At 61.4% G+C, this 22,534-nt stretch carries 35 protein-coding genes; 32 read left to right on the top strand and 3 right to left on the bottom strand.

The genetic code is table 11. The features are described 5' to 3' along the window. The first annotated feature begins 253 nt into the window (after positions 1 to 253). The 30 genes from rpsJ to ISO4_RS13540 all read left to right on the top strand — a co-directional run bounded on the left by rpsJ (position 254) and on the right by ISO4_RS13540 (position 15,245). On the top strand, positions 254 to 565 hold the full coding sequence (gene rpsJ, locus ISO4_RS13685) for a 30S ribosomal protein S10 (RefSeq protein ID WP_067612426.1): 312 nt from the start codon (positions 254 to 256) through the stop codon (positions 563 to 565). Between the two features lie 69 nt (positions 566 to 634). Continuing rightward, positions 635 to 1,270 (top strand): 50S ribosomal protein L3, encoded by a 636-nt coding sequence (gene rplC / locus ISO4_RS13680; RefSeq protein ID WP_194856580.1) that lies wholly within the window; start codon positions 635 to 637, stop codon positions 1,268 to 1,270. Between the two features lie 14 nt (positions 1,271 to 1,284). Beyond that, positions 1,285 to 1,887 carry a 50S ribosomal protein L4 gene (rplD, locus tag ISO4_RS13675; protein ID WP_067612435.1) on the top strand — a complete coding sequence of 201 codons (603 nt, stop codon included), beginning with the start codon at positions 1,285 to 1,287 and terminating at the stop codon, positions 1,885 to 1,887. Beyond that, positions 1,884 to 2,180 carry a 50S ribosomal protein L23 gene (rplW, locus tag ISO4_RS13670; RefSeq protein WP_067612437.1) on the top strand — a complete coding sequence of 99 codons (297 nt, stop codon included), beginning with the start codon at positions 1,884 to 1,886 and terminating at the stop codon, positions 2,178 to 2,180. Before rplD ends, rplW begins: the two co-directional genes overlap by 4 nt. 19 nt (positions 2,181 to 2,199) lie before the next feature. Then, complete coding sequence (gene rplB, locus ISO4_RS13665; RefSeq protein WP_142949700.1) at positions 2,200 to 3,024, top strand: 50S ribosomal protein L2; 825 nt, start codon at positions 2,200 to 2,202, stop codon at positions 3,022 to 3,024. Between the two features lie 22 nt (positions 3,025 to 3,046). Further along, entirely contained in the window at positions 3,047 to 3,322 is a 276-nt protein-coding gene (gene rpsS, locus ISO4_RS13660; protein WP_067612803.1) for a 30S ribosomal protein S19, read from the top strand. A 10-nt stretch (positions 3,323 to 3,332) separates the two neighbouring features. Next, complete coding sequence (gene rplV / locus ISO4_RS13655) at positions 3,333 to 3,686, top strand: 50S ribosomal protein L22 (RefSeq protein ID WP_067612800.1); 354 nt, start codon at positions 3,333 to 3,335, stop codon at positions 3,684 to 3,686. Positions 3,687 to 3,690: 4 nt separating this feature from the next. After that, positions 3,691 to 4,389: a 30S ribosomal protein S3 gene (rpsC, locus tag ISO4_RS13650; RefSeq protein ID WP_194856579.1), complete on the top strand. Its 699-nt coding sequence runs from the start codon at positions 3,691 to 3,693 to the stop codon at positions 4,387 to 4,389. 13 nt (positions 4,390 to 4,402) lie between these two features. Next, positions 4,403 to 4,816 carry a 50S ribosomal protein L16 gene (rplP, locus tag ISO4_RS13645; RefSeq protein ID WP_067612795.1) on the top strand — a complete coding sequence of 138 codons (414 nt, stop codon included), beginning with the start codon at positions 4,403 to 4,405 and terminating at the stop codon, positions 4,814 to 4,816. Positions 4,817 to 4,819: 3 nt separating this feature from the next. Next, entirely contained in the window at positions 4,820 to 5,011 is a 192-nt protein-coding gene (gene rpmC, locus ISO4_RS13640) for a 50S ribosomal protein L29 (protein WP_067612792.1), read from the top strand. A gap of 2 nt (positions 5,012 to 5,013) precedes the next feature. Further along, a complete protein-coding gene (rpsQ, locus tag ISO4_RS13635) occupies positions 5,014 to 5,283 on the top strand; it encodes a 30S ribosomal protein S17 (protein ID WP_142949698.1) in 270 nt (89 codons plus the stop codon). Between the two features lie 49 nt (positions 5,284 to 5,332). Next, positions 5,333 to 5,701 (top strand): 50S ribosomal protein L14, encoded by a 369-nt coding sequence (gene rplN, locus ISO4_RS13630; protein ID WP_142949697.1) that lies wholly within the window; start codon positions 5,333 to 5,335, stop codon positions 5,699 to 5,701. 15 nt (positions 5,702 to 5,716) lie between these two features. Further along, positions 5,717 to 6,031: a 50S ribosomal protein L24 gene (rplX, locus tag ISO4_RS13625; protein ID WP_142949696.1), complete on the top strand. Its 315-nt coding sequence runs from the start codon at positions 5,717 to 5,719 to the stop codon at positions 6,029 to 6,031. 13 nt (positions 6,032 to 6,044) lie between these two features. Next, a complete protein-coding gene (gene rplE, locus ISO4_RS13620) occupies positions 6,045 to 6,584 on the top strand; it encodes a 50S ribosomal protein L5 (RefSeq protein ID WP_067612780.1) in 540 nt (179 codons plus the stop codon). 9 nt (positions 6,585 to 6,593) lie between these two features. Beyond that, complete coding sequence (rpsN, locus tag ISO4_RS13615) at positions 6,594 to 6,899, top strand: 30S ribosomal protein S14 (RefSeq protein WP_194856578.1); 306 nt, start codon at positions 6,594 to 6,596, stop codon at positions 6,897 to 6,899. 41 nt (positions 6,900 to 6,940) lie between these two features. Further along, positions 6,941 to 7,333 (top strand): 30S ribosomal protein S8, encoded by a 393-nt coding sequence (gene rpsH / locus ISO4_RS13610; RefSeq protein WP_067612774.1) that lies wholly within the window; start codon positions 6,941 to 6,943, stop codon positions 7,331 to 7,333. A 32-nt stretch (positions 7,334 to 7,365) separates the two neighbouring features. Then, positions 7,366 to 7,899 (top strand): 50S ribosomal protein L6, encoded by a 534-nt coding sequence (gene rplF / locus ISO4_RS13605; protein ID WP_142949695.1) that lies wholly within the window; start codon positions 7,366 to 7,368, stop codon positions 7,897 to 7,899. 17 nt (positions 7,900 to 7,916) lie between these two features. Beyond that, on the top strand, positions 7,917 to 8,267 hold the full coding sequence (rplR, locus tag ISO4_RS13600; RefSeq protein ID WP_067612768.1) for a 50S ribosomal protein L18: 351 nt from the start codon (positions 7,917 to 7,919) through the stop codon (positions 8,265 to 8,267). Between the two features lie 12 nt (positions 8,268 to 8,279). Beyond that, on the top strand, positions 8,280 to 8,777 hold the full coding sequence (rpsE, locus tag ISO4_RS13595) for a 30S ribosomal protein S5 (protein WP_067612765.1): 498 nt from the start codon (positions 8,280 to 8,282) through the stop codon (positions 8,775 to 8,777). A 24-nt stretch (positions 8,778 to 8,801) separates the two neighbouring features. After that, complete coding sequence (gene rpmD / locus ISO4_RS13590) at positions 8,802 to 8,984, top strand: 50S ribosomal protein L30 (RefSeq protein ID WP_067612762.1); 183 nt, start codon at positions 8,802 to 8,804, stop codon at positions 8,982 to 8,984. A 3-nt stretch (positions 8,985 to 8,987) separates the two neighbouring features. After that, the gene (rplO, locus tag ISO4_RS13585) at positions 8,988 to 9,422 is read left to right on the top strand and encodes a 50S ribosomal protein L15 (RefSeq protein ID WP_067612759.1); all 435 of its coding nucleotides are present in this window, start codon (positions 8,988 to 8,990) and stop codon (positions 9,420 to 9,422) included. Between the two features lie 12 nt (positions 9,423 to 9,434). After that, a complete protein-coding gene (gene secY, locus ISO4_RS13580) occupies positions 9,435 to 10,814 on the top strand; it encodes a preprotein translocase subunit SecY (protein WP_067612757.1) in 1,380 nt (459 codons plus the stop codon). 38 nt (positions 10,815 to 10,852) lie between these two features. After that, positions 10,853 to 10,969, top strand: a complete 117-nt coding sequence (gene rpmJ / locus ISO4_RS13575) for a 50S ribosomal protein L36 (protein WP_008928865.1) — start codon at positions 10,853 to 10,855, stop codon at positions 10,967 to 10,969. A gap of 125 nt (positions 10,970 to 11,094) precedes the next feature. Continuing rightward, positions 11,095 to 11,451 carry a 30S ribosomal protein S13 gene (gene rpsM, locus ISO4_RS13570; protein WP_142949694.1) on the top strand — a complete coding sequence of 119 codons (357 nt, stop codon included), beginning with the start codon at positions 11,095 to 11,097 and terminating at the stop codon, positions 11,449 to 11,451. Positions 11,452 to 11,475: 24 nt separating this feature from the next. Next, entirely contained in the window at positions 11,476 to 11,874 is a 399-nt protein-coding gene (rpsK, locus tag ISO4_RS13565) for a 30S ribosomal protein S11 (RefSeq protein ID WP_067609474.1), read from the top strand. A gap of 16 nt (positions 11,875 to 11,890) precedes the next feature. Continuing rightward, positions 11,891 to 12,517 (top strand): 30S ribosomal protein S4, encoded by a 627-nt coding sequence (rpsD, locus tag ISO4_RS13560; RefSeq protein ID WP_067609472.1) that lies wholly within the window; start codon positions 11,891 to 11,893, stop codon positions 12,515 to 12,517. A 20-nt stretch (positions 12,518 to 12,537) separates the two neighbouring features. Then, positions 12,538 to 13,545: a DNA-directed RNA polymerase subunit alpha gene (locus ISO4_RS13555; protein ID WP_142949693.1), complete on the top strand. Its 1,008-nt coding sequence runs from the start codon at positions 12,538 to 12,540 to the stop codon at positions 13,543 to 13,545. A 60-nt stretch (positions 13,546 to 13,605) separates the two neighbouring features. Continuing rightward, positions 13,606 to 13,989, top strand: coding sequence for a 50S ribosomal protein L17 (rplQ, locus tag ISO4_RS13550; protein ID WP_067609468.1), 384 nt, complete (start codon positions 13,606 to 13,608; stop codon positions 13,987 to 13,989). Positions 13,990 to 14,194: 205 nt separating this feature from the next. After that, complete coding sequence (locus ISO4_RS13545) at positions 14,195 to 14,731, top strand: ferritin-like domain-containing protein (protein WP_142949692.1); 537 nt, start codon at positions 14,195 to 14,197, stop codon at positions 14,729 to 14,731. A 28-nt stretch (positions 14,732 to 14,759) separates the two neighbouring features. Beyond that, positions 14,760 to 15,245 (top strand): GyrI-like domain-containing protein, encoded by a 486-nt coding sequence (locus tag ISO4_RS13540; RefSeq protein ID WP_142949691.1) that lies wholly within the window; start codon positions 14,760 to 14,762, stop codon positions 15,243 to 15,245. Between the two features lies 1 nt (position 15,246). Here the strand turns inward: ISO4_RS13540 and ISO4_RS13535 are convergent, their stop codons facing one another. Further along, positions 15,247 to 15,603 (bottom strand): hypothetical protein, encoded by a 357-nt coding sequence (locus ISO4_RS13535; protein WP_142949690.1) that lies wholly within the window; start codon positions 15,601 to 15,603, stop codon positions 15,247 to 15,249. A gap of 130 nt (positions 15,604 to 15,733) precedes the next feature. Between ISO4_RS13535 and ISO4_RS13530 the strand changes: the two genes are divergently transcribed. After that, the gene (locus ISO4_RS13530) at positions 15,734 to 17,143 is read left to right on the top strand and encodes an SDR family NAD(P)-dependent oxidoreductase (RefSeq protein WP_142949689.1); all 1,410 of its coding nucleotides are present in this window, start codon (positions 15,734 to 15,736) and stop codon (positions 17,141 to 17,143) included. Positions 17,144 to 17,152: 9 nt separating this feature from the next. On the opposite strand, the gene uvrA is transcribed toward ISO4_RS13530, so the two are convergent. Beyond that, positions 17,153 to 19,996 (bottom strand): excinuclease ABC subunit UvrA, encoded by a 2,844-nt coding sequence (gene uvrA, locus ISO4_RS13525; protein WP_194856577.1) that lies wholly within the window; start codon positions 19,994 to 19,996, stop codon positions 17,153 to 17,155. 119 nt (positions 19,997 to 20,115) lie between these two features. Further along, positions 20,116 to 20,775 carry a LuxR C-terminal-related transcriptional regulator gene (locus tag ISO4_RS13520; protein WP_228548133.1) on the bottom strand — a complete coding sequence of 220 codons (660 nt, stop codon included), beginning with the start codon at positions 20,773 to 20,775 and terminating at the stop codon, positions 20,116 to 20,118. Between the two features lie 255 nt (positions 20,776 to 21,030). On the opposite strand from ISO4_RS13520, the gene ISO4_RS13515 reads away from it, so the two are divergent. Beyond that, positions 21,031 to 22,407 (top strand): MFS transporter, encoded by a 1,377-nt coding sequence (locus ISO4_RS13515; RefSeq protein WP_194856576.1) that lies wholly within the window; start codon positions 21,031 to 21,033, stop codon positions 22,405 to 22,407. Positions 22,408 to 22,534: the final 127 nt, after the last annotated feature.

Raw genomic sequence — 22,534 nt, 5'->3', positions numbered from 1 at the left:
CGTTGGCGCCGGCGTGGTGTCCAAGATTATCGAGTAAAGGGAAATAAAAAGGCCGGGGCCCTTGCCCTGGCCTTTTTTTATCCCTATAATTTGCGCCCTCTTAACCGGTAAACAAAGCACCGGCTAAAGAGCGCGATCAACCGGGGCATCGTTCCCGGGCTTGTTTTGACACCCACCACCTTCCGGACGGACAGGTTGGGCGGGCTTTTTGCCATCTAAAGAATGGTACGAAACAGTCTGGAGTTTGTTAGCTATGGCTAACCAAAGAATCCGCATCCGTCTCAAGGCCTTTGATCATCGTCTCATTGATCAGTCCGCCCAGGAGATCGTGGATACGGCAAAACGGACGGGTGCGCAGGTACAGGGTCCAATCCCTCTGCCGACGCGTAAAGAACGGTTTACTGTGCTGATCTCTCCGCATGTGAATAAGGATGCGCGTGATCAGTACGAGATCCGCACCCACAAGCGGCTGGTCGACATCGTTGAGCCCACGGATAAAACCGTGGATGCGCTCATGAAGCTTGACCTGGCGGCTGGTGTGGACGTGCAGATTAGCCTGGGATAACTGGCCTGAGATTGCTCAGACCGACAACTACGGGCGGTTCAACCGCGACAGGTTGTGAAGAGGTAGACAATGGCGATTGGTGTAATCGGTCGGAAGTGCGGGATGACCCGGGTGTTCACTGAGGAAGGTATCAGTGTTCCGGTGACCGTCATTGAAGTGACCCCGAATCGGGTGAGTCAGGTCAAGACCGAAGAAACAGATGGCTACGAAGCCGTGCAAGTGACGGTGGGTGAGCGCCGGGCCAGCCGGGTGACCAAGCCGCAGGCCGGTCACTTCGCGAAGGCCGGTGTCGAAGCCGGCCGCAGCGCGGGCGAGTTCCGCGGCGAAGTCGGCGAGCTGCAGGCCGGCTCCGAGGTGACTCTTGAGGTGTTCGAAGCGGGTCAGTCCGTGGACGTAACCGGCACTTCCAAGGGTAAAGGCTTCGCGGGCGGCGTGAAGCGTTGGAATTTCCGTACTCAGGACGCTACCCATGGTAACTCCTTGTCACATCGCGCGCCGGGTTCTATTGGTCAGAACCAGACCCCGGGCAAGGTTTTCAAGGGTAAGAAGATGGCGGGTCATCTGGGCGCCGAGCGCGTAACGGTTCAGAACCTTGAAATCGTGCGTGTGGATGCGGAAAAGAATCTGTTGCTGGTAAAGGGTGCCATCCCCGGTGCGGCCGGTGGTGATGTTATCGTGCGCCCGGCAGTGAAGGCGAAGGCCTGAAAGAGGAATAGAGGATGAATCTCAATACTGCCTCTGGAGGTACCGTAACCGTTTCTGAAGTCGCCTTCGGCAAAGACTTCAACGAGCCTCTGGTTCATCAGGTTGTGACCGCGTTTCTGGCCGGTGCCCGTCAGGGTTCCAAGGCTCAGAAGAATCGCGCGGCGGTAAGCGGTGGTGGCCGTAAGCCCTGGCGTCAGAAAGGTACTGGCCGGGCCCGTGCCGGCACTATCCGCAGCCCGCTGTGGCGTGGCGGCGGCAAGACGTTTGCCGCAGAACCCCGCGATTTTTCCCAGAAGGTGAATCGCAAGATGTACCGCGGCGCGTTGCGTTGCATTTTTTCCGAGCTGGTACGTCAGGAACGTTTGGTGGTGGTCGACGAGTTCAACATCGACTCACCGAAAACCAAGCAGGTGGCATCCAAGCTAAAGGATCTGGAATTGAGCAGTGTGCTGATCGTGACCAGTGAGGTGGATGAAAACCTCTACCTGGCGGCACGCAACCTGCCCAAAGTGGATATTCGCGACGCCAGTGGCGTGGATCCGGTCAGTCTCATCGCCTTCGAGAAGGTGCTGGTGACGGTTCCGGCTCTGAAGCAGCTTGAGGAGGCGCTGGCATGAACAAAGAGCGCATTTTTAACGTACTTCTCGCGCCGCACGTTTCGGAGAAAGCCACGCTGGTGGCCGATCAGGGCAACGCCTTCGTTTTCAAGGTGGCGAAAGACGCCAACAAGCTTGAAATCAAGAAGGCCGTGGAAGCGCTGTTCGACGTGAAAGTGGAGTCCGTGCGGACTCTCAGCGTCAAAGGCAAGCAGAAGTTCTTCGGGCGTGTCGCCGGTAAGCGCGCGGGCTGGAAGAAGGCTTATGTGTCTCTGGCGGAAGGCCAGGACATCGACTTCCTGGGCGCAGAGTAAGGTAAGGGAGTAAGTAATCATGGCGATTGTTAAAGCTAAGCCGACTTCCCCGGGCCGCCGCTTTGTGGTCAAGGTGGTTAATGAGGATCTGCACAAAGGTGCACCTTATGAGCCGCTGCTGGAAGCGAAGAGTAAAAGTGGCGGTCGTAATAACAACGGCCGCATCACCACCCGCCATAAAGGCGGTGGTCACAAGCAAAAGTATCGTCGCGTCGACTTTCGTCGGGACAAGGACGGTATCGCCGGTGTGATCGAGCGCCTTGAGTACGACCCCAACCGGTCCGCTCATATCGCCCTGATCAAATACCTGGATGGTGAGCGTCGCTATATTCTGGCGCCGCGTGGCCTGAAAGCCGGTGATCGTATCCAGTCCGGTGAAGACGCGCCGATCAAGGCGGGTAACGCTCTGCCGCTGCGCAACATTCCGCTGGGTTCCACGGTTCATAACGTGGAAATGAAGCCCGGTAAGGGTGGCCAGCTGGCCCGCTCCGCCGGCACCGCGATTCAGGTGCTGGCAAAGGATGGTGGCTATGTCACCCTGCGTCTCCGCTCCGGCGAGATGCGCAAGGTGAGCGCCGAGTGCAAGGCCACCATCGGTGAAGTTGCCAACAGCGAGCACAGTCTGCGCTCGCTGGGTAAGGCCGGCGCCAAGCGCTGGCGGGGTGTTCGCCCGACCGTACGTGGTGTGGCGATGAACCCGGTGGATCACCCTCATGGTGGTGGTGAAGGTCGCACTTCCGGCGGTCGTCACCCGGTTACCCCCTGGGGTGTACCTACCAAGGGCCACAAAACGCGTACAAACAAGCGCACCTCCAAGATGATTGTGCGTGACCGTCGTAAGTAAGGGATAGAGAGAGGTTCAGGCTGTGCCACGTTCACTGAAGAAAGGTCCGTTTCTGGATCACCACCTTTTGAAGAAGGTGGAAGAAGCGGTGGAAGCCGGCTCCCGTAAGCCGATCAAAACCTGGTCCCGTCGCTCCATGATCATCCCGGAGATGGTGGGCTTGACCATCGCGGTACATAACGGCCGTCAGCATGTTCCGGTATTGATCACCGAGCACATGGTGGGCCACAAGTTGGGCGAATTCGCCCTGACCCGCACATACCGCGGGCACATCGTGGACAAGAAGGCTAAGCGATAAGGTGACAGCCATGGCGACTGAAGTTACTGAAGTTGCAGCCCGTCTGCGGGGCGCAAGAATTTCGGCTCAAAAAGCCCGCCTTGTGGCCGACCAGATCAGAGGTCTGGAGGTGGAGAAGGCGCTGAATGTTCTGGCCTTTAGCCCCAAGAAGGCGGCCCGGATTGTAAAGAAAGTGCTGGAGTCCGCGATTGCTAACGCGGAAAACAACGACGGCGCTGACGTGGATGAGCTGAAAGTTTCCACAGTGTTTGTGGACGAGGGCATGACGATGAAGCGTATTCGACCGCGCGCCAAAGGCCGCGCCGATCGCATCCTCAAGCGCACTTGTCACATCACTGTAAAAGTCTCAGAAGGTCAGGAGTAACCAGATGGGTCAGAAAGTTCATCCGATCGGTATTCGCCTGGGCATTGTCAAAGAGCATAACTCGCTCTGGTATGCCGGGCAGAAAACCTATTCCGACTGCCTGGTTTCCGACCTGCAGGTGCGTGAATATCTGTTCAAGCGCCTGAAGAATGCCTCGGTGAGCCGTATCAAGATCGAGCGCCCGTCAGAAAACGTGCGCATCACGATCTCCACGGCGCGTCCGGGTATTGTGATCGGTAAGAAAGGCGAGGACGTCGAGCGCCTGCGTCGCGACGTGGCCGCCAAGATGGGCGTTCCGGTGCACATCAATATCGAAGAGGTGCGCAAGCCGGATCTCGACGCCCGCCTGGTGGCCGACAACGTCGCCGGTCAGTTGGAGCGTCGGGTAATGTTCCGCCGCGCTATGAAGCGCGCGGTGCAGAACGCCATGAAGTCCGGCGCCGAAGGTATTCGGATTCAGTTGTCCGGACGCCTGGGTGGCGCCGAGATCGCCCGTACCGAGTGGTATCGCGAAGGCCGGGTGCCGCTGCACACGCTGCGTGCGGACATCGATTATGCCAGCGTTCGCGCCGAAACCACTTACGGCACCATTGGCGTAAAGGTCTGGATCTTCCGTGGCGAAGTGCTTGGTGGCATGGAGCAGATTCAGGAAGAACAGAAGCAACAGCAGTCCAAGGGCGCCAAGAAGCGCGGCCGCGGTTAAAGGGTAACGAACGATGTTGCAGCCGAAGCGTACCAAATTCCGGAAAGTTCATAAGGGCCGTAACCGCGGCCTGGCACAGCGGGGCAGCAAGGTGTCTTTCGGCACCGTGGGCCTGCAGGCTACCGGTCGTGGCCGCATTACCGCCCGCCAGATCGAAGCAGCCCGTCGTGCCATGACCCGGCACATCAAGCGGGGCGGCAAAATCTGGATCCGTGTGTTCCCGGATAAGCCGATCACCCAGAAGCCGCTCGAAGTCCGGATGGGTAAAGGTAAGGGTAACGTGGAGTACTGGGTGGCTCAGATTCAGCCGGGCCGCATGCTCTACGAAATGGAAGGTGTTTCAGAGGACGTAGCGCGCGAAGCGTTCCGCCTCGCCGCGGCCAAGCTGCCGATCAGCACCCGCGTAGTGACTCGGACGGTGATGTAAGCCATGAAAGCGAGCGAACTGAGAGAAAAGAGTGTCGAAGAGCTGAACAACCAGCAGCTCGAGTTGCTTGAAGAGCAGTTTAAGCAGCGCATGAAACTGGCATCCGGGCAGCTTTCACAAACCCATCAGCTTGGGAAGGTTCGCCGTGATATTGCACGGGTGAAAACCATTCTGAGAGAGAAGCAGGGTAACTAGGCATGGCAGAAGCGAAAGAGATACTGCGCCGGACCGCTACTGGCAAGGTCATTTCCAACAAGGGTGAGAAAACGATCACCGTGTTGGTGGAGCGCCGGGTGCAGCACCCGATTTACGGCAAGATCATCAAGCGGTCAACCAAGTTGATGGCGCATGATGAAGAGAATCAGTGCAACGAAGGTGACCTGGTCACGATTGAAGAGTGCCGCCCGTTGTCCAAGCGTAAAACCTGGATGCTGGTGAACGTGGTGGAGCAGACCAACAAGGTCTGACCAAGGTTGCTGTGGCTGCCTGCAGGGCAGGAGTTGGAGAGAGTAAGCGATGATTCAGACCGAAACGATGCTCGAAGTCGCCGATAACAGCGGCGCCCGTCGAGTGCAGTGCATCAAGGTGCTGGGTGGCTCCCACCGCCGCTATGCAGGCATTGGTGACGTCATCAAGGTCACAGTAAAGGAAGCGATTCCGCGCGGCCGCGTTAAGAAGGGTGATGTGATGACCGCTGTGGTGGTCCGCACCCGCCGCGGTGTGCGCCGCCCGGACGGCTCCGTGATTCGTTTTGATGAAAACGCCGCGGTGCTGTTGGGCAACAACAAGGCGCCGGTAGGTACCCGGATCTTTGGACCGGTGACCCGTGAGCTGCGTACCGAGCAGTTCATGAAAATCATCTCCCTGGCACCGGAAGTTCTTTAAAGGCGGGTGAACGTAATGCTCAAGATCAAGCGTGATGATGAAGTCATCGTAATCGCGGGCAAGGATAAAGGTAAGCGCGGCAAGGTTCAGCGCGTGCTGCCGAACGGCCGTCTGATCGTGGCCGGGGTGAACGTGGTTAAGAAACACGTACGCGCCAATCCGAACCGTGGTATTCAGGGCGGCATCGTCGAACAGGAAGCGGGTATCGACGCTTCCAATGTGGCCATCTGGAACCCCAAGGCCGAGAAAGCGGACCGTGTTGGCTTCCGTTTCGAGGATGGCGATAAGGTGCGTTTCTTCAAGTCTAGCGGCGAAACGCTGGACGCGTGAGGACAGGTGGACCATGAGTGATCTGAAAAAGGTTTACAACGAACAGATCGTGGCAAAGCTCAAAGAAGAGCTGGGTTACGACAATGTCATGGAAGTGCCGAAAATCACCAAGATCACCCTGAACATGGGTGTCGGTGAAGCGGCCGCGGACCGTAAGGCCATCGAAGGCGCCTTGTCCGACATGACCGCGATTGCCGGCCAGAAGCCGCTGATCACCAAGGCGCGTAAGTCCGTTGCGGGTTTCAAGATCCGTGAAGGCTGGCCGATCGGCTGCAAGGTGACCCTGCGCAATCGCCGTATGTACGAATTCCTGGACCGCCTGGTGGCGGTGGCGATTCCCCGGATGCGTGACTTCCGTGGTTTGAATCCCAAGTCATTCGACGGCCGGGGCAATTATTCCATGGGGCTGCGCGAGCAGATCGTGTTCCCCGAAGTGGATTTCGACAAGGTTGATAAGCTGCGTGGTATGGACATCACCATCACCACCACGGCGAAAACCGACGACGAGGCACGCGCGCTGTTGCGCGCCTTCAACTTCCCGCTGAAGGGCTGAGGATTTGTCATGGCAAAGGTCTCTATGAAAAATCGGGAGGCGAAGCGCGCCAAGTTGGTTCAGCGTTACGCCGCCAAGCGTCAGGCGCTGAAAGCGATCGTTAACGATCCCAACGCCGAACCCGAAGCAAAATGGGACGCGCAACTGCAGCTCCAGAAGCTGCCGCGCGATTCCTCTCCGGTGCGCCAGCGTAATCGCTGCCGGATTACCGGTCGTCCGCACGGCTACTACCGGAAGTTCGGTTTGAGCCGTATCAAGCTGCGCGAAGCAGCGATGCGCGGCGACGTCCCCGGTCTGGTTAAGTCCAGCTGGTAAGCAAGCCAAGATATAGGCATGAGTAGCGGAGCGATTGCGGCATGAGCATGCAAGATACCCTGGCGGATATGTTTACTCGTATCCGTAACGCGCAGATGGCCCGGAAAGCCAAGGTGGAGATTCCTTCTTCCACGGCTAAGCAGGCCATTGCCAAGGTACTGAAGGAAGAAGGTTACATCGAAGGCTTCTCGGTGGCCGGCGACAAGAAGCCCGTGCTGACCGTGGACCTTCGGTATTTCGAGGGCAGTCCGGTAATCGAAAAGATTTCCCGTGTCAGCCGCCCCGGTCTGCGTGTCTACAAAAACGCCGGCCAGATTCCCAAGGTCAAGGGCGGCCTGGGTGTGATGATCGTGTCCACCAACCAGGGCATTCTTTCCGATCGCGCAGCGCGCCAGGCTAATGTAGGCGGCGAGCTGATCTGCGAAGTGTCCTAACGGTAGCGGTGTAGACGGGTTTAGGTGCAGCAATGTCTAGAGTAGCGAAAAATCCGGTTAAGTTGCCCAGCGGCGTCGAGCTGAAAATCGACGGTCGCAAGGTGTCCGTAAAGGGCAGCAAAGGCAACCTGGAACATGAAGTGCACGAGCAGGTGGACGTGTCGTTTGAAGACGGTATCTTCACCGTCAAGCCGCGCGAGGAGTCCCAGGAATCCTGGGCGCTGGCCGGTACCACCCGCGCGGTGGTGAACAACATGGTCACCGGCGTCTCAGAGGGCTTCGAGCGCAAGCTGGTCCTCAACGGCGTGGGTTATCGCGCCCAGGCTCAGGGCAAGACCCTGAACCTGACGCTGGGTTTCTCCCATCCGGTGGCGTATCAGCTGCCCGATGGCATCACCATCGAAACCCCGACCCAGACCGAAATTGTTGTCAAGGGCATTGATAAGCAGCTGGTTGGTCAGGTTGCCGCCAATGTCCGGGCCTTCCGTCCGCCCGAGCCCTACAAAGGCAAGGGGGTGCGCTATGCTGATGAGCAGGTGCGCCGTAAGGAAGCCAAGAAGAAATAATTGTTGAGACTAGAGCCATGATGGACAAGAAACTTGCACGTCTGCGCAGGGCCAAACGTACTCGCCTTAACATCCGCGAGTCCGGCCAGATCCGTCTGTCCGTACATCGCACCCCGCGCCACATCTACGCGCAGATCACCAGCGCGGCTGGTGACCGGGTTCTGGTTACGGCGAGTACCGTCGAGAAGGACCTGCGCGAAGCGGCCACCGGCAATGCCGACGCCGCATCGAAAGTAGGCGAACTGATTGCGAAGCGCGCCAAAGAGGCGGGCATCGAGCGTGTAGCCTTTGATCGTTCCGGATTCCGTTATCACGGTCGGATCAAGGCGTTGGCGGATGCCGCGCGCGAAAACGGGCTTGAATTCTAAGGGTGCTTGGTTATGGCGAAAGTTGATCCCAACGAAGGTCTCCAGGAGAAGCTGGTTCAGGTGAACCGGGTTGCCAAGGTAGTAAAAGGCGGCCGCATCTTCGGTTTCACTGCGTTGACTGTAGTGGGCGACGGCAAAGGTAAGGTAGGCTTCGGCCGCGGTAAGGCACGCGAAGTGCCGGCCGCCATCCAGAAGGCGCTGGAAGCCGCCCGCCGCAACATGATTCAGGTGGACCTGAAAGGCACCACCATTCAGCACCCGATCAAGGCACGCCATGGCGCCTCCAAGGTGTACATGCAGCCTGCCGACGACGGTACTGGTGTGATTGCCGGTGGCGCGATGCGCGCGGTGCTGGAAGTGGCCGGCGTGCAGAACGTTCTGGCGAAGTGCTACGGATCCACCAATCCAGTGAACGTGGTGCGTGCAACGTTCAACGGGCTGAAGCAGATGTCCTCACCGGAATCGGTGGCGGCTAAGCGCGGCAAATCCGTTGAAGAGATTCTCGGCTAAGCGCACACAGACGGAAGCTTAACGATGGCTGACAAGATCAAAGTAACCCAGGTTAAAAGCAGCAGCGGTCGGCTGGAAGGCCACAAGGCCTGTGTGCGCGGTCTCGGGCTGCGCCGCATCGGTCACACCGTGGAAGTTGAAGACACACCTTCCGTACGTGGCATGATCAACAAAGTCGCGTACTTGGTACGGGTAGAGGGAGAATAAGCGATGCGTCTCAATGATTTGCATCCAGCTGACGGATCCCGTCCGGACGAGAAGCGGGTTGGCCGTGGTATCGGTTCCGGCCTGGGCAAGACTGGTGGCCGCGGCCACAAAGGTCAGAAGTCCCGTTCCGGCGGCACCGTGAAGCCTGGTTTCGAAGGCGGCCAGATGCCGCTGCAGCGTCGGGTTCCCAAGTTCGGCTTCACCTCCAAGCTGGCCATGGCCACCGCGGAAGTGCGTCTGGCGGAGCTGGCCAAGGTGGAAGGTGACGTGATCGACCTGGCGGCCCTGAAGGACGCCGGTGTTGTTCGCTCCGATAAGAAACGCGCCAAGATCGTGCTGCGCGGCCAAATCGACCGCGCGGTAACCATCCGCGGCGTCGCCCTGACCAAGGGTGCTCGCGAAGCGGTGGAGAAGGCCGGCGGTAAAATCGAGGAGTAATAAGGCGGGGCTATGGCCAAGAACCGTGCACAAACACTGAACAACAACACCGCGGCCACCGGCGGCGCCACTCGTGAGCTGTGGCGCCGCATCGGTTTCCTGCTGGGAGCCCTGCTGGTGTTCCGGATCGGTGCGCACATCCCGGTTCCCGGAATGAACCCGGAAGCGTTGGAACAGATGTTCAACAACAACCGGGACACCATTCTTGGCATGTTCAATATGTTCTCCGGCGGTTCGCTGGAGCGCATGAGCATCTTCGCCCTGGGTATCATGCCGTACATTACCGCGAGCATTGTTATCCAGCTGATGAGCGCGGTGGTTCCCTCCCTTGAGCAGCTGCGCAAGGAAGGTGAGCAGGGTCGCCGCAAGATTACCCAGTACACCCGTTATCTGACGGTGGCACTGGGCGCGATCCAGTCGTTTGGTGTGTGCGCGGGCCTCAAGAGCCAGGGCATCACCCTGTTGCCGGAAGCGGCCTCCACCATGCAGGTGGCCAGCTTCTACTTCGTGGCCGTGACCACGCTGGTAACCGGCACGGTGTTCCTGATGTGGCTGGGCGAGCAGATCACCGAGCGCGGTATCGGCAATGGTATATCCATGCTGATCTTCGCTTCCATCGTGGCCGGTCTGCCGGGCGCGGTGGCGCAGACCTTCGAATCCGCCCGTCAGGGCGATCTGAGCCTGCTGGCCATGCTGCTGGTGTTCCTGGTGGCGGTGGCGGTGATCTTCGGTGTGGTGTTCGTCGAGCGCGGTCAGCGGAGAATCACCGTTAACTACGCCCGGCGGCAGCAGGGCCGCCGCGTCTACGCGGCCCAGCAGAGCCATCTGCCGTTGAAAGTGAACATGGCGGGCGTGATTCCGGCGATTTTCGCCAGTTCCATCCTGCTGTTCCCGGCGTCGCTGAGCCAGTGGTTCAGCACCAGCGACCCGGATTCCTGGTGGGGCCAGGCCCTGCGTGTCGTTAGTGACGCGCTGCTGCCCGGCACACCGCTGTACATTTTGTTGTTTACCCTGGCGATCGTGTTCTTCTGCTACTTCTACACGGCCCTGGTATTCAACCCGAAAGACGTGGCGGACAATCTCAAGAAATCCGGGGCTTACATCCCGGGTATCCGCCCCGGCGAGCAATCCGCTCGTTATATCGACACGGTGATGGGTCGGCTGACCCTGATCGGTTCGGTGTACATGACGCTGGTATGCCTGCTGCCTCTGGGTCTGCAGGGGGTGTGGAACGTGCCTTTCTATCTGGGCGGCACCTCACTGTTGATCGTGGTGGTAGTGGTTATGGACTTCTGGTCGCAGGTTAATTCGCACCTGATGTCCACCCAGTACGAGAAGTTGATGAAGAAGGCCAACCTGAAAGGGTATGGCGGCACCGGTCTGGTGCGATAACCGGCCCACGGGCTTGAAGGTAAAGTGAGGCGAGTGCGATGAAAGTTCAGGCTTCTGTTAAGAAGATCTGCCGCAACTGCAAGGTAATCCGCCGGAAGGGCCGGGTTATGGTAATTTGCAGTGCCGAGCCCCGGCATAAGCAGCGCCAGGGCTAACGGCCCGGTTGGGCAGAACTTCTTTTCCTAGTGTTTGGTTGAAATTCAGTCGGTGTAACGCTAGACTCTTCCGCCTTTCGGCGCCAGAGGCTGGCACTACCGCGTTGTGAATCGGAGATATTCGGATGGCCCGTATTGCAGGCGTTAACATCCCGGACAACAAGCATTCGGTGATTTCACTCACCTATATTTTCGGGATCGGCCGCACCCGCGCTCGCGCTATTTGCGAGCAGACCGGCATTGAGCCGACCGTCAAGGTGCGTGACCTTTCCGGCGACCAGCTGGACGCGATCCGCGCCGAGGTCGCCAAGGTTTCCACGGAGGGCGATCTGCGCCGGGAAATCAACATGAATATCAAGCGTTTGATGGATCTGGGCTGCTACCGCGGCATCCGTCATCGCCGTGGGCTGCCGCTGCGCGGCCAGCGTACCAAAACCAATGCCCGGACCCGCAAGGGCCCGCGGAAACCGATCCGCAAGTAAGTCCTGATATCTGGATAAGTAAGCATGGCTAAAGCGAAAAGAGACAGTGGCGCACGTCGGAAGAAGGTAACGCGGACCGTTGCGGACGGTATCGCGCATGTACACGCTTCTTTCAACAACACCATCATCACCATCACCGACCGTCAGGGCAACGCGTTGTCCTGGGCGACCTCCGGTGGTGCCGGCTTCCGTGGTTCCCGCAAAAGCACGCCTTTCGCGGCCCAGGTGGCTGCCGAAAACGCGGGTAATGCCGCCAAGGATTACGGGTTGAAGAACCTGGAAGTCCGAGTCAAGGGTCCCGGTCCGGGCCGTGAGTCCTCTATTCGCGCGCTCAACGGCTGTGGCTACAAGATTACCCACATTCAGGACGTGACGCCCATTCCGCATAATGGTTGTCGTCCGCCCAAGAAGCGCCGCGTGTAACGGGAGTTAGAGCAAGATGGCAAGATACATCGGTCCCAAGTGCAAGCTTTCCCGTCGTGAAGGCACTGATCTGTTCCTCAAGAGCGGCATTCGTCCGCTGGAATCCAAGTGCAAGGCGGAACAGCCCCCCGGCCAGGCCGGCGGTGGCCGTCGCCCCAGCCGCCTGTCCGACTACGGCGTGCAGTTGCGCGAGAAACAGAAAGTCCGTCGCATGTACGGCGTTCTGGAAAAGCAGTTCCGCGGCTACTACAAGAAAGCCGCCCGGTCCCGCGGCGCCACCGGCGAGGTGCTTCTGCAGCTCCTGGAAGGCCGTCTGGACAACGTGGTATACCGTCTGGGCTTCGGCGCGACCCGTTCCGAGGCACGCCAGTTGGTATCACACCGCGCGATCCTGGTTAACGGTCGTAGCGTGAACATCGCCTCCTACCAGGTGAGCCCCGGTGACATCGTTACCGTGCGTGAAAAGGCCAAGAACCAGCTGCGCGTCAAGAACGCCATGGAACTGGCCCAGCAGCGCGGCTTCCCGACCTGGGTGGAAGTGGACGAGAAGAAGTTCGAGGGCACGTTCAAAGCCCTGCCGGAGCGTATCGATTTGCCGGCCGAGATCAACGAAAACCTGATCGTCGAGCTGTACTCCAAGTAAGGACTGCCTGAGGGATCTCTATGACCGCCGTGAACGAATTTCTCACGCCCCGCTCGATCGCGGTCAACGCGATCAGCGAGACCCACGCCAAGGTCGTACTGGAGCCGCTGGAGCGTGGTTTCGGCCATACTCTGGGCACGGCGCTGCGCCGCATCCTGCTGTCCAGCATGCCTGGCTGCGCGATCACCGAAGTGGAGATCGACGGTGTACAGCACGAGTACTCCTCCATCGAGGGTGTGCAGGAAGATGTGATCAACATCCTCCTCAACCTGAAGGGCGTGGCCCTGAAGATGGAAGATCGCGAAGAAGCGACCCTGGAACTGGTCAAGAAAGGCCCGGGCGATGTTACCGCCGACGATATCCAGCGCGATCACAGCGTTGAGATCGTTAACCCGGACCACCTGATCTGCACCATCACCGGCGACACCGAACTGCGTGTGCGCCTGAAAGTGCAGAAAGGCCGTGGCTACGAAGCCGCCGACACTCGTCAGAGTGATGACGACGAAACCCGCGGCATCGGCCGCCTGCAGCTGGATGCCAGCTACAGCCCGGTGCGCCGCGTGGCGTACGTGGTGGAGGCCGCCCGGGTCGAGCAGCGTACCGACCTGGACAAGCTGGTGATCGATCTGGAAACCGATGGCACCATCGATCCGGAAGAGGCGATCCGCCGTGCCGCCACCATTCTGCAGCAGCAGATCGCGGTATTCGTGGATCTGGAGCAGGACGCCAAGCCCGAGCCGAAGCAAGAGCGCGAAGAGATCGATCCGATCCTGCTGCGCCCGGTGGACGACCTGGAGCTGACCGTTCGTTCCGCCAACTGCCTGAAGGCGGAGAATATCTACTACATCGGTGATTTGGTTCAGCGTACCGAGGTCGAGCTTCTCAAGACCCCGAACCTGGGCAAGAAGTCCCTCACCGAGATTAAGGATGTGCTGGCCTCCAAGGGCCTGTCGCTGGGCATGCGCCTGGAAAACTGGCCGCCGGTCAGTCTCCGGGATGATGACCGGCTTAACACCAAGTTGCGTTAATCAACCGCACTAACAGAGTTGTCATGGGCGCCTTGGCGTCCCTGAAATAGGAACAGAACCATGCGTCATCGCAAGAGCGGCAGAAAACTGAACCGGAACAGCTCACACCGTCAGGCCATGTTCCGCAACATGGCGGTGTCGCTGTTCGAACATGAAGCGATCAAAACCACCTTGCCGAAAGCCAAGGAGCTGCGTCGGGTGGCCGAGCCCCTGATCACCCTGGCCAAGGAAGACTCGGTGGCCAACCGCCGTCTGGCGTTTGACCGTACCCGGTCCAAGGAAATGGTCGGTAAACTGTTCAACGAACTGGGTCCGCGCTACAAGGCGCGCCCGGGTGGCTACCTGCGTATCCTCAAGATGGGCTTCCGGGCCGGCGACAACGCCCCCATGGCCTACGTGGAGCTGGTGGATCGTCCGGAAGGCGAGATCGCCGACGCGGAATAAGTCGCCCCTGCGGGACGACACAAAGAACCGGGCCCAGGCCCGGTTTTTTTGTGTCTGAGAAAAGGCCCGCCGGCGCCGGCCAGGGCCCGGCGTGCCCCGGACTGGTGCGCCCGCTTTACCGGATTTTGCGATTTCCCGCCTTGTTCCGGGCTGCCAACGGCCGCATCCCTGTGTAGTGTTAAGAAAAGCAACGCAGGGAGAATCCATGAGTAACAGTCAGCCTTTTCTGACCGATGTGAAGACACTGCGTGAACGGGCCCGCCAGCATATCGAGCAGGGCGCCGTCACCGCCGGCTACAACGCCGACCGCGAGACCGTTCTCAAGCTGCTTAACGAAGCGCTGGCCACCGAGATCGTCTGCACACTGCGCTACAAGCGCCACTACTACATGGCCGACGGGCTCAACGCCAGCATCGCGGCCGACGAGTTCCTCGAGCACGCCCAGCAGGAACAGCAGCACGCGGACTGGCTGGCGGAACGCATCGTGCAGCTCGGCGGCGCCCCCAATTTTTCCCCTGAAGGCTTGCAGAGCCGCTCCCACGCCGAGTACGTGGAAGGCGAGACCCTCAAGGAGATGGTCAAGGAAGATCTGATCGCCGAGCGCATCGCCATCGACAGCTACCGGGAGATCGCCACCTACCTGGGTGACAAGGACCCGACCACCCGCCGCATCATGGAAGAGATACTGGCTCAGGAAGAAGAGCACGCGGACGACATGGCGTCGATCCTGGAATCGTTGTGAACCGACCCGGCCAAGGAGGAAACAGCTAGTGGCGACCCCCGAAAGAAGTACCCCGGAGCGTCAGCGCCAGCACGGCAAGACCGTGGCGGGCATTCAGATACGCACCAATAACGATCTTGAAATGCACGCCGAGGATTCCCGGCTCAGCCGTCTTTGGGAAAAATTCGATGACGAGCGTCTGGCGCACTCAATACCGGACAAAGCCGCCGGCTCCCCGGTTTACGGTGTCTACACCGAGTTCGATGACGGCCTCGCCGGCGATTACAGCGTACTAGCCGGTGTCGAAGTCACCGACGAGGAGAAAGTGCCGGAGGAGTACGCCACCGTGACCCTGGAAGCCGGAGACTACCTGGTGTTCCAGGGGCGGGGCAGGATGCCCGACACGGTCATGGAGACCTGGGGGCAGGTATGGCATTACTTCGAGAGCGACGACGCCCCGGAGCGTGCCTTCCTCACCGACTATGAAGTCTTCGAAGGCGGCGACCAGGTGACCATTTACGTGGGCGTGAAGTAACTCAGCCCCGCACCTGGCGGCCCCGATAGATCACCGCTTTAGGCGACGCGGCACGGCCCGGCTCCGTTTCGGAGGCGGGCTCTGGAAGAGGCTGGCCCCGGTACATACGTTTGGGCGCCGTCTTTTCCGGCTCAGGGGGCGCATCGGCGGCGCCGGCTTCCCGGGCGATGTCGTCCATCAGCCGGGCCAGCTCCCTGGATTGGCTGCGTGCCGCGAAGCGGTCCAGTTCCTGGCGAAGTTGTGGGTCGGTGAGCGACAGGCGCGTACCGAATTCGTCGCGGATCAGGCGGCGACACTGGTTGACCAGCGCGACCACGCGATAGTGCATCAACCAGTGCGTGTTGATTCCTTCGCTCATGATCTCGACTCCGTCACAATGGCTCTGAGAACCAAGCAGGTTCCGTGCCATAGCGGCGCCGGCCTTCACGGTTCGAAGCGCGCGGCGCCGGCATAATCAAAGTGTTTTATTCACCGAGGGTGTGAAAGCTATGATTCGCTTGCAGGAGCGCGTTCAGGTGCGCCGGCCCACGGCGGATTGTTACCGGTACATGCTGGATATGGCAGCGTCGGAGCAGTGGAACCCGGCTGTCGAGAACGCCCGCAAAAGCACGCCGGGCCCGGTCGGCCGGCAGAGCCGTTTTGAAGTGGATTATCGCTTCGCCGGCCGCCAGCGCGCCTTCGGCTATGAACTTGTCGACACCGACCCGGGGCGCAGCCTGAGCCTGCGCGGTCAGGGCCCGGACGCCAGCGCCCGCGAGCACATTGAGTTCCGGCCCGGGGCCGACGAGACCTTCACGGAAATTCTCTACACCCTCGATCTGGATGTGGGCGGGCTCGCCGAACGCCTGCAGGCCATCATCAAGCCCTGGCTCACCGCCATGGGGCACCGCGCCATGGAGGACCTGCGCCGTGCCCTGGAGCCCTCCCGCGTTGAAGAACCCGGCGTCTGGCAATGGCTGCGCTATCGCGCGCTGCTGCCCGCCGCCCTGGAATTCTCACGGCTTGGCTACCAGTCCATGCCGGACCGCGGGCTCAGTGATTTCATCGACGGCCGCATCGTCGTGGTCACCGGTGCCACCGGCGGGCTGGGGCTGGCCGCCGCCAAGGAGCTCAGCCGCCTCGGCGCCACCCTGATTCTGGTCGGGCGCGACCGTGAGCGTCTGCGGCAGGCGCAGAACGCGGTACGCGCCTTCAGCGGCTGCGGCGTGGACGCCCTGCACACCGTGGAGGCCGATCTGTCACGGCTCGAGGAAGTGCGCCTGGCGGCCACCCGTATTCACGCCCTGACTCCGGAAGTGCACGGCCTGATCAACAACGCCGGCGCGCTGTTCAATGAGCGCGACCTGACCACCGAAGGCACCGAGCGCACCCTGGCGGTCAACCTGCTGGCGCCTTACCTGCTCACCGAGAAGCTTTTGCCCGCCCTGGAGCGGGGCCAGGGGCGCGTGGTGAACGTGGCCAGCGGCGGTCTGTACCTGCAGGCGCTGCACCTGGACGACATGGAATTCGAGAACGAGCGCTTCGACGGCGCCAAGGCCTACGCCCGGGCCAAGCGGGCGCTGGTGGCGCAAACCGAGCACTGGGCGGAGCAACACCCGGGCGTTCGCTTCAACAGCATGCATCCCGGCTGGGCGGACACCCCCGGCGTCGCCGCCTCTCTGCCGGTGTTCCATAAACGGGTCGGGCCCTGGCTCCGCTCGCCGCGCCAGGGCGCGGACACCATGGTGTGGCTGGTCAGCAGCCCGGCGGTGGCGAACATCAGCGGCCGTTTCTGGTTCGACCGCCGGCCCCGGCCCACCGCCGTGCTGCCCGGCACCCGGGTCACGCCGGAACAGCGCCGCCAGCTGGCACGCTGGCTGGCCGCCCGCTGCCGGCCCGGCCACGGCGGGCCGATCTGAGGCGCCGCTTCAGGAAGACGCTTTCAGCATCGATTTCAGGAAGCGCCCGGTGTGGCTGCCCTTGGCCTTGGCCACTTTTTCGGGCGTGCCCTGGGCGATCACCCGGCCGCCGCCGTCGCCGCCCTCGGGCCCCAGATCAACGATCCAGTCCGCGGTTTTGATCACATCCAGGTTGTGCTCGATCACCACGATGGTGTTGCCGTGGTCGCGCAGCCGGTTGAGCACATCCAGCAGCATCTGGATATCCTGGAAGTGCAGGCCGGTGGTGGGTTCGTCGAGAATATAGAGCGTGCGGCCGGTGTCGCGCCGGGACAGCTCGCGGGCCAGTTTCACCCGCTGTGCCTCGCCGCCGGACAGGGTGGTGGCGGCTTGGCCCAGCTTCACATAGCTCAGGCCCACATCCAGCAGGGTCTGCAGGCGACGCTGCAGGGCCGGCACCGCATCGAAGAACTCGCGGGCTTCCTCGATGGTCATTTCCAGCACTTCGTAGATGTTCTTGCCCTTGTAGGTGACCTCCAGGGTCTCCCGGTTGTAGCGGCGGCCGTCGCACACCTCGCAGGGCACATAGATGTCCGGAAGGAAGTGCATCTCCACCTTGATCACGCCGTCGCCCTGGCAGGCTTCGCAGCGGCCGCCCTTGACGTTGAAGCTGAAGCGGCCGGGCTTGTAGCCCCGCGCCCGGGCTTCCTGGGTGCCGGCGAACAGCTCGCGCACCGGCGTGAAAATGCCGGTGTAGGTGGCCGGGTTGGAGCGCGGCGTGCGGCCGATCGGGCTCTGGTCGATGTCCACCACCTTGTCCAGATGCTCCAGACCTTCCAGGCGCTCATGGGGCGACGCTTTCAGGGTGGTGGCCTTGTTCAGGGTGGTGGCCGCCAGCGGGTAGAGCGTGTGGTTGATCAGCGTTGATTTGCCCGAACCGGACACCCCGGTGACACAGGTGAACAGGCCCAGCGGCAGCTTCAGCTCGGTGCCTTTGAGATTGTTGCCGGTGGCGCCGGTCAGGGTCAGCCAGTCGTCCCCGGTGGCCCTGCGCTTGGTGGGCACTTCAATGCGCCGGCGCCCGGACAGGTAGTCGCCGGTGAGGGAGTCCTTGTTGGCGGCCACTTCCTCGGCGGTGCCCTGGGCCACCACCCGGCCGCCGTGCACGCCGGCGCCCGGGCCGATGTCGATGACATGGTCGGCGGTGCGGATGGCGTCCTCGTCGTGCTCCACCACCAGCACCGTATTGCCCAGGTCCCGCAGGCGGGTCAGGGTGGACAGCAGGCGCTCGTTGTCGCGCTGGTGCAGACCGATGGAAGGCTCGTCGAGCACGTACATGACGCCCACCAGGCCGGCGCCGATCTGGCTGGCCAGGCGGATACGCTGGGCCTCACCGCCGGACAGGGTCTCGGCGCTGCGCTCCAGGTTCAGATAGTCCAGACCCACATTGACCAGAAACTGCAGCCGGTCGCGGATCTCCTTGAGAATCTTCTCGGCGATTTCGCCGCGGTTGCCGGGCAGCTTCAGGTTGTCGAAATAGTCGAACGACTTGCCCACCGCCAGACGCACCAGCTCGGGCAGGGTGGTGTTGTCGATAAAGACGTTACGGGCCGCCTCGCGCAGGCGGGACCCGTCGCAGCTGGGGCAGGTGGACGTGGACAGGTAGCTGGCCAGATCCTCGCGCACCGCCTCGGACTCGGTTTCCCGGTAGCGCCGCTCCATATTGGGCACGATGCCCTCGAACGGGTGGTTGCGCTTGATGATGTCGCCCCGGTCGTTCAGATAGCGGAACTCCACGCTCTCCTTGCCGGTGCCGTAGAGAATCTTGCGGCGCACCGTCTTGTCCAGATCCTTGAACGCCACGTCCATGTCGAAATCCAGGCTCTGCGCCAGGGCGGTGAGCATCTGGAAATAGTAGACATTGCGGCGGTCCCAGCCGCGGATCGCGCCTTCCGCCAGGGACAGCTCCTCGCTGGTGATCACCTTGTCCTCGTCGAAGAACTGCTTCACGCCCAGGCCGTCGCAACTGGGGCAGGCGCCCGCCGGGTTGTTGAACGAGAACAGGCGCGGCTCCAGCTCCGGAATCGAGTAGCCGCAATGGGGGCAGGCGAACTTCGCCGAGAAGGTGATTTCCTCGCTGTCACCGTCCAGGGGCTTGCCGTCCATGGAGGCGATGATGGCGATATCGTCGGCCAGGTTGAGGGCGGTCTCGAAGGACTCCGCCAGCCGGTTCTGCAGGTCCGAGCGCACCTTGAAGCGGTCCACCACCACTTCGATGGTGTGCTTCTTGTTCTTGTCCAGGTCCGGGGTGTCGTCCATGTCGTAGATACGACCGTCCACGCGGACGCGGATAAAGCCCTGGGCGCGCAGCTCGTCGAACAGATGCAGGTGCTCGCCTTTCTTCTCGCGGATCACCGGGGCCAGCAGCATCAGCTTGCTGCCTTCTTCCATGGCCAGCACCTGGTCCACCATCTGGCTGATGGTCTGCGCGGCCAGTGGGGCTTCGTGCTGCGGGCAGCGCGGCTCGCCGACCCGGGCGAACAGCAACCTCAGGTAGTCGTAGATCTCGGTGATGGTGCCCACCGTGGAGCGCGGGTTATGGCTGGTGGATTTCTGCTCGATGGAGATCGCCGGGCTCAGCCCTTCGATGTGGTCCACATCGGGCTTCTCCATCATCGACAGGAATTGCCGGGCATAGGTGGACAGGGACTCCACGTAACGGCGCTGGCCTTCGGCGTAGAGGGTGTCGAACGCCAGCGACGATTTCCCGGACCCGGAAAGTCCGGTGATCACCACCAGCTTGTCACGGGGAATGTCGAGGTCCACGTTTTTCAGGTTATGGGTGCGAGCGCCCCGAACCAGAATGGTATCCATGAGATGGCGTGCCCTTGGCTACTGTCAGAATGAACAGTGCAGTATAGGGGAAAGAGCGTGATGGGGGAAAGAACGATGGTGCCCTGACGCCGGATTGCCGGCGTCGGGCAGGTGGGGTATCAGAGGTTTTCCTGCGCCCAGTTCACCGCCTGCAGGCGGTTGGAGGCATTGATCTTCTTGAAGATGTTGTAGATGTGGGTCTTGATGGTGTGCGGGCTGAGGTTGAGCACCGTGGCGATTTCCGAATTCTTGGCGCCGGTGGCCATCACCTTGAGCACTTCGATCTCGCGGTCGGTAAGGTTCACCTCGTTGCGGCCGAAGGTCTTGTTGAAGGCGCGGCTTTTCACCAGGTATTGCTGCAACACCTTGCGCGGGAACCACAGCTCGCCCTCGAACATCGACTTGATGCCCTTGGTCAGCAGCCCCTGCGGGCAGTCATGCTGAAAGCCGCCGTTGACCATCGGCAGGCCCGCCAGGCGCGACAGGTCATCGTCGTCGTCGACATTGAACACGCCGATCAGAATTTCGCTGTCGAGACGCTTGTCCGTTTCCAGCAGGCGGGTGATGACGTCATTCACATCCACGGAATGGAAATCCACCAGGAACAGATTCTGCTCCACGGCGCGCAGGTCGTCTTCGTGGACCTGGTCCACCGACTTCACCGCGCTGGCGGTAATCGACGCTTTGTCGAGGAACTCCGTGAGCAGCGCGTTCTGAAGATGCTGGCCGCCGACCACGTACACCTTTTGTGATTCTTGAGTGTCCATTAATTCGTCCATGATGCGTCCCGTGTACCGGGAGGTTGTGTCCCGCGAGGGGGATACGAAAAAAAACTGATTCAAGGGGCCAATTTATCATCGCATTGGCGGGGGTTCAATTTACCATTATACGGCGGTCGCGGGGAACGTCTGCCCGATGGCCACTGGGCGGAACGGCTTAGACCCGGATTCCGGCGGCGGCCTGCCCATCATCACCCGACGCGGGATTGAATCTGGTACACTCGCCGTCCCTTTGTGTATCACCGATGTTAGACCATGACGGACGCTTCCCGGGCCGCGCTGCGGCGCACTGAATTGACCACCACCGGCTCCCTGGCAGCGATTTTCGCCCTGCGCATGTTCGGGCTGTTCATGCTCCTGCCGGTGTTCGCCGTCTACGGCGCCGAACTGGACGGGGCCACCCCGCTGCTGATCGGCACCGCCATCGGCGCCTACGGCCTGATGCAGGCCCTGCTGCAGATTCCCTTCGGCATGCTGTCGGACCGCTTCGGCCGCCGCCCTCTGTTGCTGATCGGCCTGCTGCTGTTCGTCATCGGCGGGGCGGTGGCGGCGCTCAGCGACAGCATCCACGGCGTTATTCTGGGCCGGGCGCTGCAGGGCGCCGGGGCCATCGCCAGCGTGATCATGGCGTTGATCGGCGACGTGGTCAGCGAGCAGCGCCGCACCCGCGCCATGGCGCTGATCGGCATGGCGGTGGGCTCCTCCTTTATCCTCGCCCTGATCCTGGGGCCGCTGCTGGCCCGCTGGCTGGGGCTGAGCGGCCTGTTCTGGTTCACCGTGGTGCTGGGTCTGGCGGCGATGCTGGTGGCGGTCTGGGTGCCCTCGCCCAGGGTGCGCAGCAGTGAACCGCTGCCCGCCGCTCAGCGCTTCCGCACCGTGCTGGGCGATCCGGTGCTGCGCCGCCTGGATGTGGGCATCCTCGTGCTGCACATGACCATGACCGCGTCGTTCGTGGTGCTGCCGCAACTGCTCAAGCAGCGTCTCGGGCTGTCGCTGGAACAGCACAGCCTGCTGTATCTGGTGGTGCTGGTGGGCGGCTTTCTGGCCATGGTACCTCTGATCATCGCCGCCGAGCGTCGCGGTGCCATGCCCATCAAGCGCGTGGCCGTGGGCCTGCTGATCGTCGCTGAAATCCTGCTGGCGCTGGCCGGCAATACACTGTGGCACTTCGTGCTGGCGTTGTTCGTTTATTTCATGGCCTTCAATCTGCTCGAGGCGCTGCTGCCCTCGCTGGTGGGCCGCGCCGCCCCCGCCGGCACCCGCGGCACCGCCATGGGTGTTTACTCCACCAGCCAGTTCCTGGGCGTGTTCATCGGCGGCCAGTTGGGCGGCGCCCTTTACCAGTGGGTGGGCGCCGAGGCGGTGTTCCTGGGCAGCGCGGTTATCGCCGTGGGCTGGCTGCTGTACTTGCGCGGCATGGGCGAATTGCCCAAGCTCGACAATCGCGTGATTCGCCTGGCGAGTGCCCAGGATTGGGATCAGGCGGCATCGCGGTTGCGCTCGGTGCCCGGCGTATTGGAGGCGGTGGTGGTCGCCGAACAGCGCCTGGCGCTGCTGAAAGTGGACAATAAGTTGTTGGATGAGGACGCGCTCACGGCGCTCAGCGCCGAGGTCCAGGAGCCGCGGGCCTGACGGTTTGGGCGGGCGCCGCCGCCGGGGGTTTCAAGCGCGGCCAAAGCTGCCACAATAACCGGTCTGCTTTTTACCGCACCGGCACCGCCGGTGCCGTCCCATTGATATATCAGTCGTTTAGAGACGT

The sequence above is a fragment of the Alloalcanivorax venustensis ISO4 genome (assembly GCF_015356855.1).
Taxonomy (GTDB): domain Bacteria; phylum Pseudomonadota; class Gammaproteobacteria; order Pseudomonadales; family Alcanivoracaceae; genus Alloalcanivorax; species Alloalcanivorax venustensis.
This window is presented reverse-complemented; position numbering and strand designations above follow the sequence as displayed.

What these genes read in the sequence shown, in the direction of transcription:
- rplV (WP_067612800.1), top strand. Translation starts at nt 3,333, where the DNA reads ATGGCGACTGAAGTTACTGAAGTTGCAGCCCGTCTGCGGGGCGCAAGA.
- ISO4_RS13515 (WP_194856576.1), top strand. Translation starts at nt 21,031, where the DNA reads ATGACGGACGCTTCCCGGGCCGCGCTGCGGCGCACTGAATTGACCACC.
- rpsE (WP_067612765.1), top strand. Translation starts at nt 8,280, where the DNA reads ATGGCGAAAGTTGATCCCAACGAAGGTCTCCAGGAGAAGCTGGTTCAG.
- secY (WP_067612757.1), top strand. Translation starts at nt 9,435, where the DNA reads ATGGCCAAGAACCGTGCACAAACACTGAACAACAACACCGCGGCCACC.
- ISO4_RS13555 (WP_142949693.1), top strand. Translation starts at nt 12,538, where the DNA reads ATGACCGCCGTGAACGAATTTCTCACGCCCCGCTCGATCGCGGTCAAC.
- rplD (WP_067612435.1), top strand. Translation starts at nt 1,285, where the DNA reads ATGAATCTCAATACTGCCTCTGGAGGTACCGTAACCGTTTCTGAAGTC.
- ISO4_RS13545 (WP_142949692.1), top strand. Translation starts at nt 14,195, where the DNA reads ATGAGTAACAGTCAGCCTTTTCTGACCGATGTGAAGACACTGCGTGAA.
- rplP (WP_067612795.1), top strand. Translation starts at nt 4,403, where the DNA reads ATGTTGCAGCCGAAGCGTACCAAATTCCGGAAAGTTCATAAGGGCCGT.
- uvrA (WP_194856577.1), bottom strand. Translation starts at nt 19,996, where the DNA reads ATGGATACCATTCTGGTTCGGGGCGCTCGCACCCATAACCTGAAAAAC.
- ISO4_RS13535 (WP_142949690.1), bottom strand. Translation starts at nt 15,603, where the DNA reads ATGAGCGAAGGAATCAACACGCACTGGTTGATGCACTATCGCGTGGTC.
- rplR (WP_067612768.1), top strand. Translation starts at nt 7,917, where the DNA reads ATGATGGACAAGAAACTTGCACGTCTGCGCAGGGCCAAACGTACTCGC.
- rpsK (WP_067609474.1), top strand. Translation starts at nt 11,476, where the DNA reads ATGGCTAAAGCGAAAAGAGACAGTGGCGCACGTCGGAAGAAGGTAACG.
- rpsM (WP_142949694.1), top strand. Translation starts at nt 11,095, where the DNA reads ATGGCCCGTATTGCAGGCGTTAACATCCCGGACAACAAGCATTCGGTG.
- rpsC (WP_194856579.1), top strand. Translation starts at nt 3,691, where the DNA reads ATGGGTCAGAAAGTTCATCCGATCGGTATTCGCCTGGGCATTGTCAAA.
- rplE (WP_067612780.1), top strand. Translation starts at nt 6,045, where the DNA reads ATGAGTGATCTGAAAAAGGTTTACAACGAACAGATCGTGGCAAAGCTC.
- rplN (WP_142949697.1), top strand. Translation starts at nt 5,333, where the DNA reads ATGATTCAGACCGAAACGATGCTCGAAGTCGCCGATAACAGCGGCGCC.
- rplX (WP_142949696.1), top strand. Translation starts at nt 5,717, where the DNA reads ATGCTCAAGATCAAGCGTGATGATGAAGTCATCGTAATCGCGGGCAAG.
- rplC (WP_194856580.1), top strand. Translation starts at nt 635, where the DNA reads ATGGCGATTGGTGTAATCGGTCGGAAGTGCGGGATGACCCGGGTGTTC.
- rpsQ (WP_142949698.1), top strand. Translation starts at nt 5,014, where the DNA reads ATGGCAGAAGCGAAAGAGATACTGCGCCGGACCGCTACTGGCAAGGTC.
- rpmJ (WP_008928865.1), top strand. Translation starts at nt 10,853, where the DNA reads ATGAAAGTTCAGGCTTCTGTTAAGAAGATCTGCCGCAACTGCAAGGTA.
- rplQ (WP_067609468.1), top strand. Translation starts at nt 13,606, where the DNA reads ATGCGTCATCGCAAGAGCGGCAGAAAACTGAACCGGAACAGCTCACAC.
- rplW (WP_067612437.1), top strand. Translation starts at nt 1,884, where the DNA reads ATGAACAAAGAGCGCATTTTTAACGTACTTCTCGCGCCGCACGTTTCG.
- ISO4_RS13520 (WP_228548133.1), bottom strand. Translation starts at nt 20,775, where the DNA reads ATGGACGAATTAATGGACACTCAAGAATCACAAAAGGTGTACGTGGTC.
- rpsD (WP_067609472.1), top strand. Translation starts at nt 11,891, where the DNA reads ATGGCAAGATACATCGGTCCCAAGTGCAAGCTTTCCCGTCGTGAAGGC.
- rplF (WP_142949695.1), top strand. Translation starts at nt 7,366, where the DNA reads ATGTCTAGAGTAGCGAAAAATCCGGTTAAGTTGCCCAGCGGCGTCGAG.
- rpsJ (WP_067612426.1), top strand. Translation starts at nt 254, where the DNA reads ATGGCTAACCAAAGAATCCGCATCCGTCTCAAGGCCTTTGATCATCGT.
- ISO4_RS13530 (WP_142949689.1), top strand. Translation starts at nt 15,734, where the DNA reads ATGATTCGCTTGCAGGAGCGCGTTCAGGTGCGCCGGCCCACGGCGGAT.
- rplB (WP_142949700.1), top strand. Translation starts at nt 2,200, where the DNA reads ATGGCGATTGTTAAAGCTAAGCCGACTTCCCCGGGCCGCCGCTTTGTG.
- rpmC (WP_067612792.1), top strand. Translation starts at nt 4,820, where the DNA reads ATGAAAGCGAGCGAACTGAGAGAAAAGAGTGTCGAAGAGCTGAACAAC.
- rpsH (WP_067612774.1), top strand. Translation starts at nt 6,941, where the DNA reads ATGAGCATGCAAGATACCCTGGCGGATATGTTTACTCGTATCCGTAAC.
- rplO (WP_067612759.1), top strand. Translation starts at nt 8,988, where the DNA reads ATGCGTCTCAATGATTTGCATCCAGCTGACGGATCCCGTCCGGACGAG.
- rpsN (WP_194856578.1), top strand. Translation starts at nt 6,594, where the DNA reads ATGGCAAAGGTCTCTATGAAAAATCGGGAGGCGAAGCGCGCCAAGTTG.
- rpmD (WP_067612762.1), top strand. Translation starts at nt 8,802, where the DNA reads ATGGCTGACAAGATCAAAGTAACCCAGGTTAAAAGCAGCAGCGGTCGG.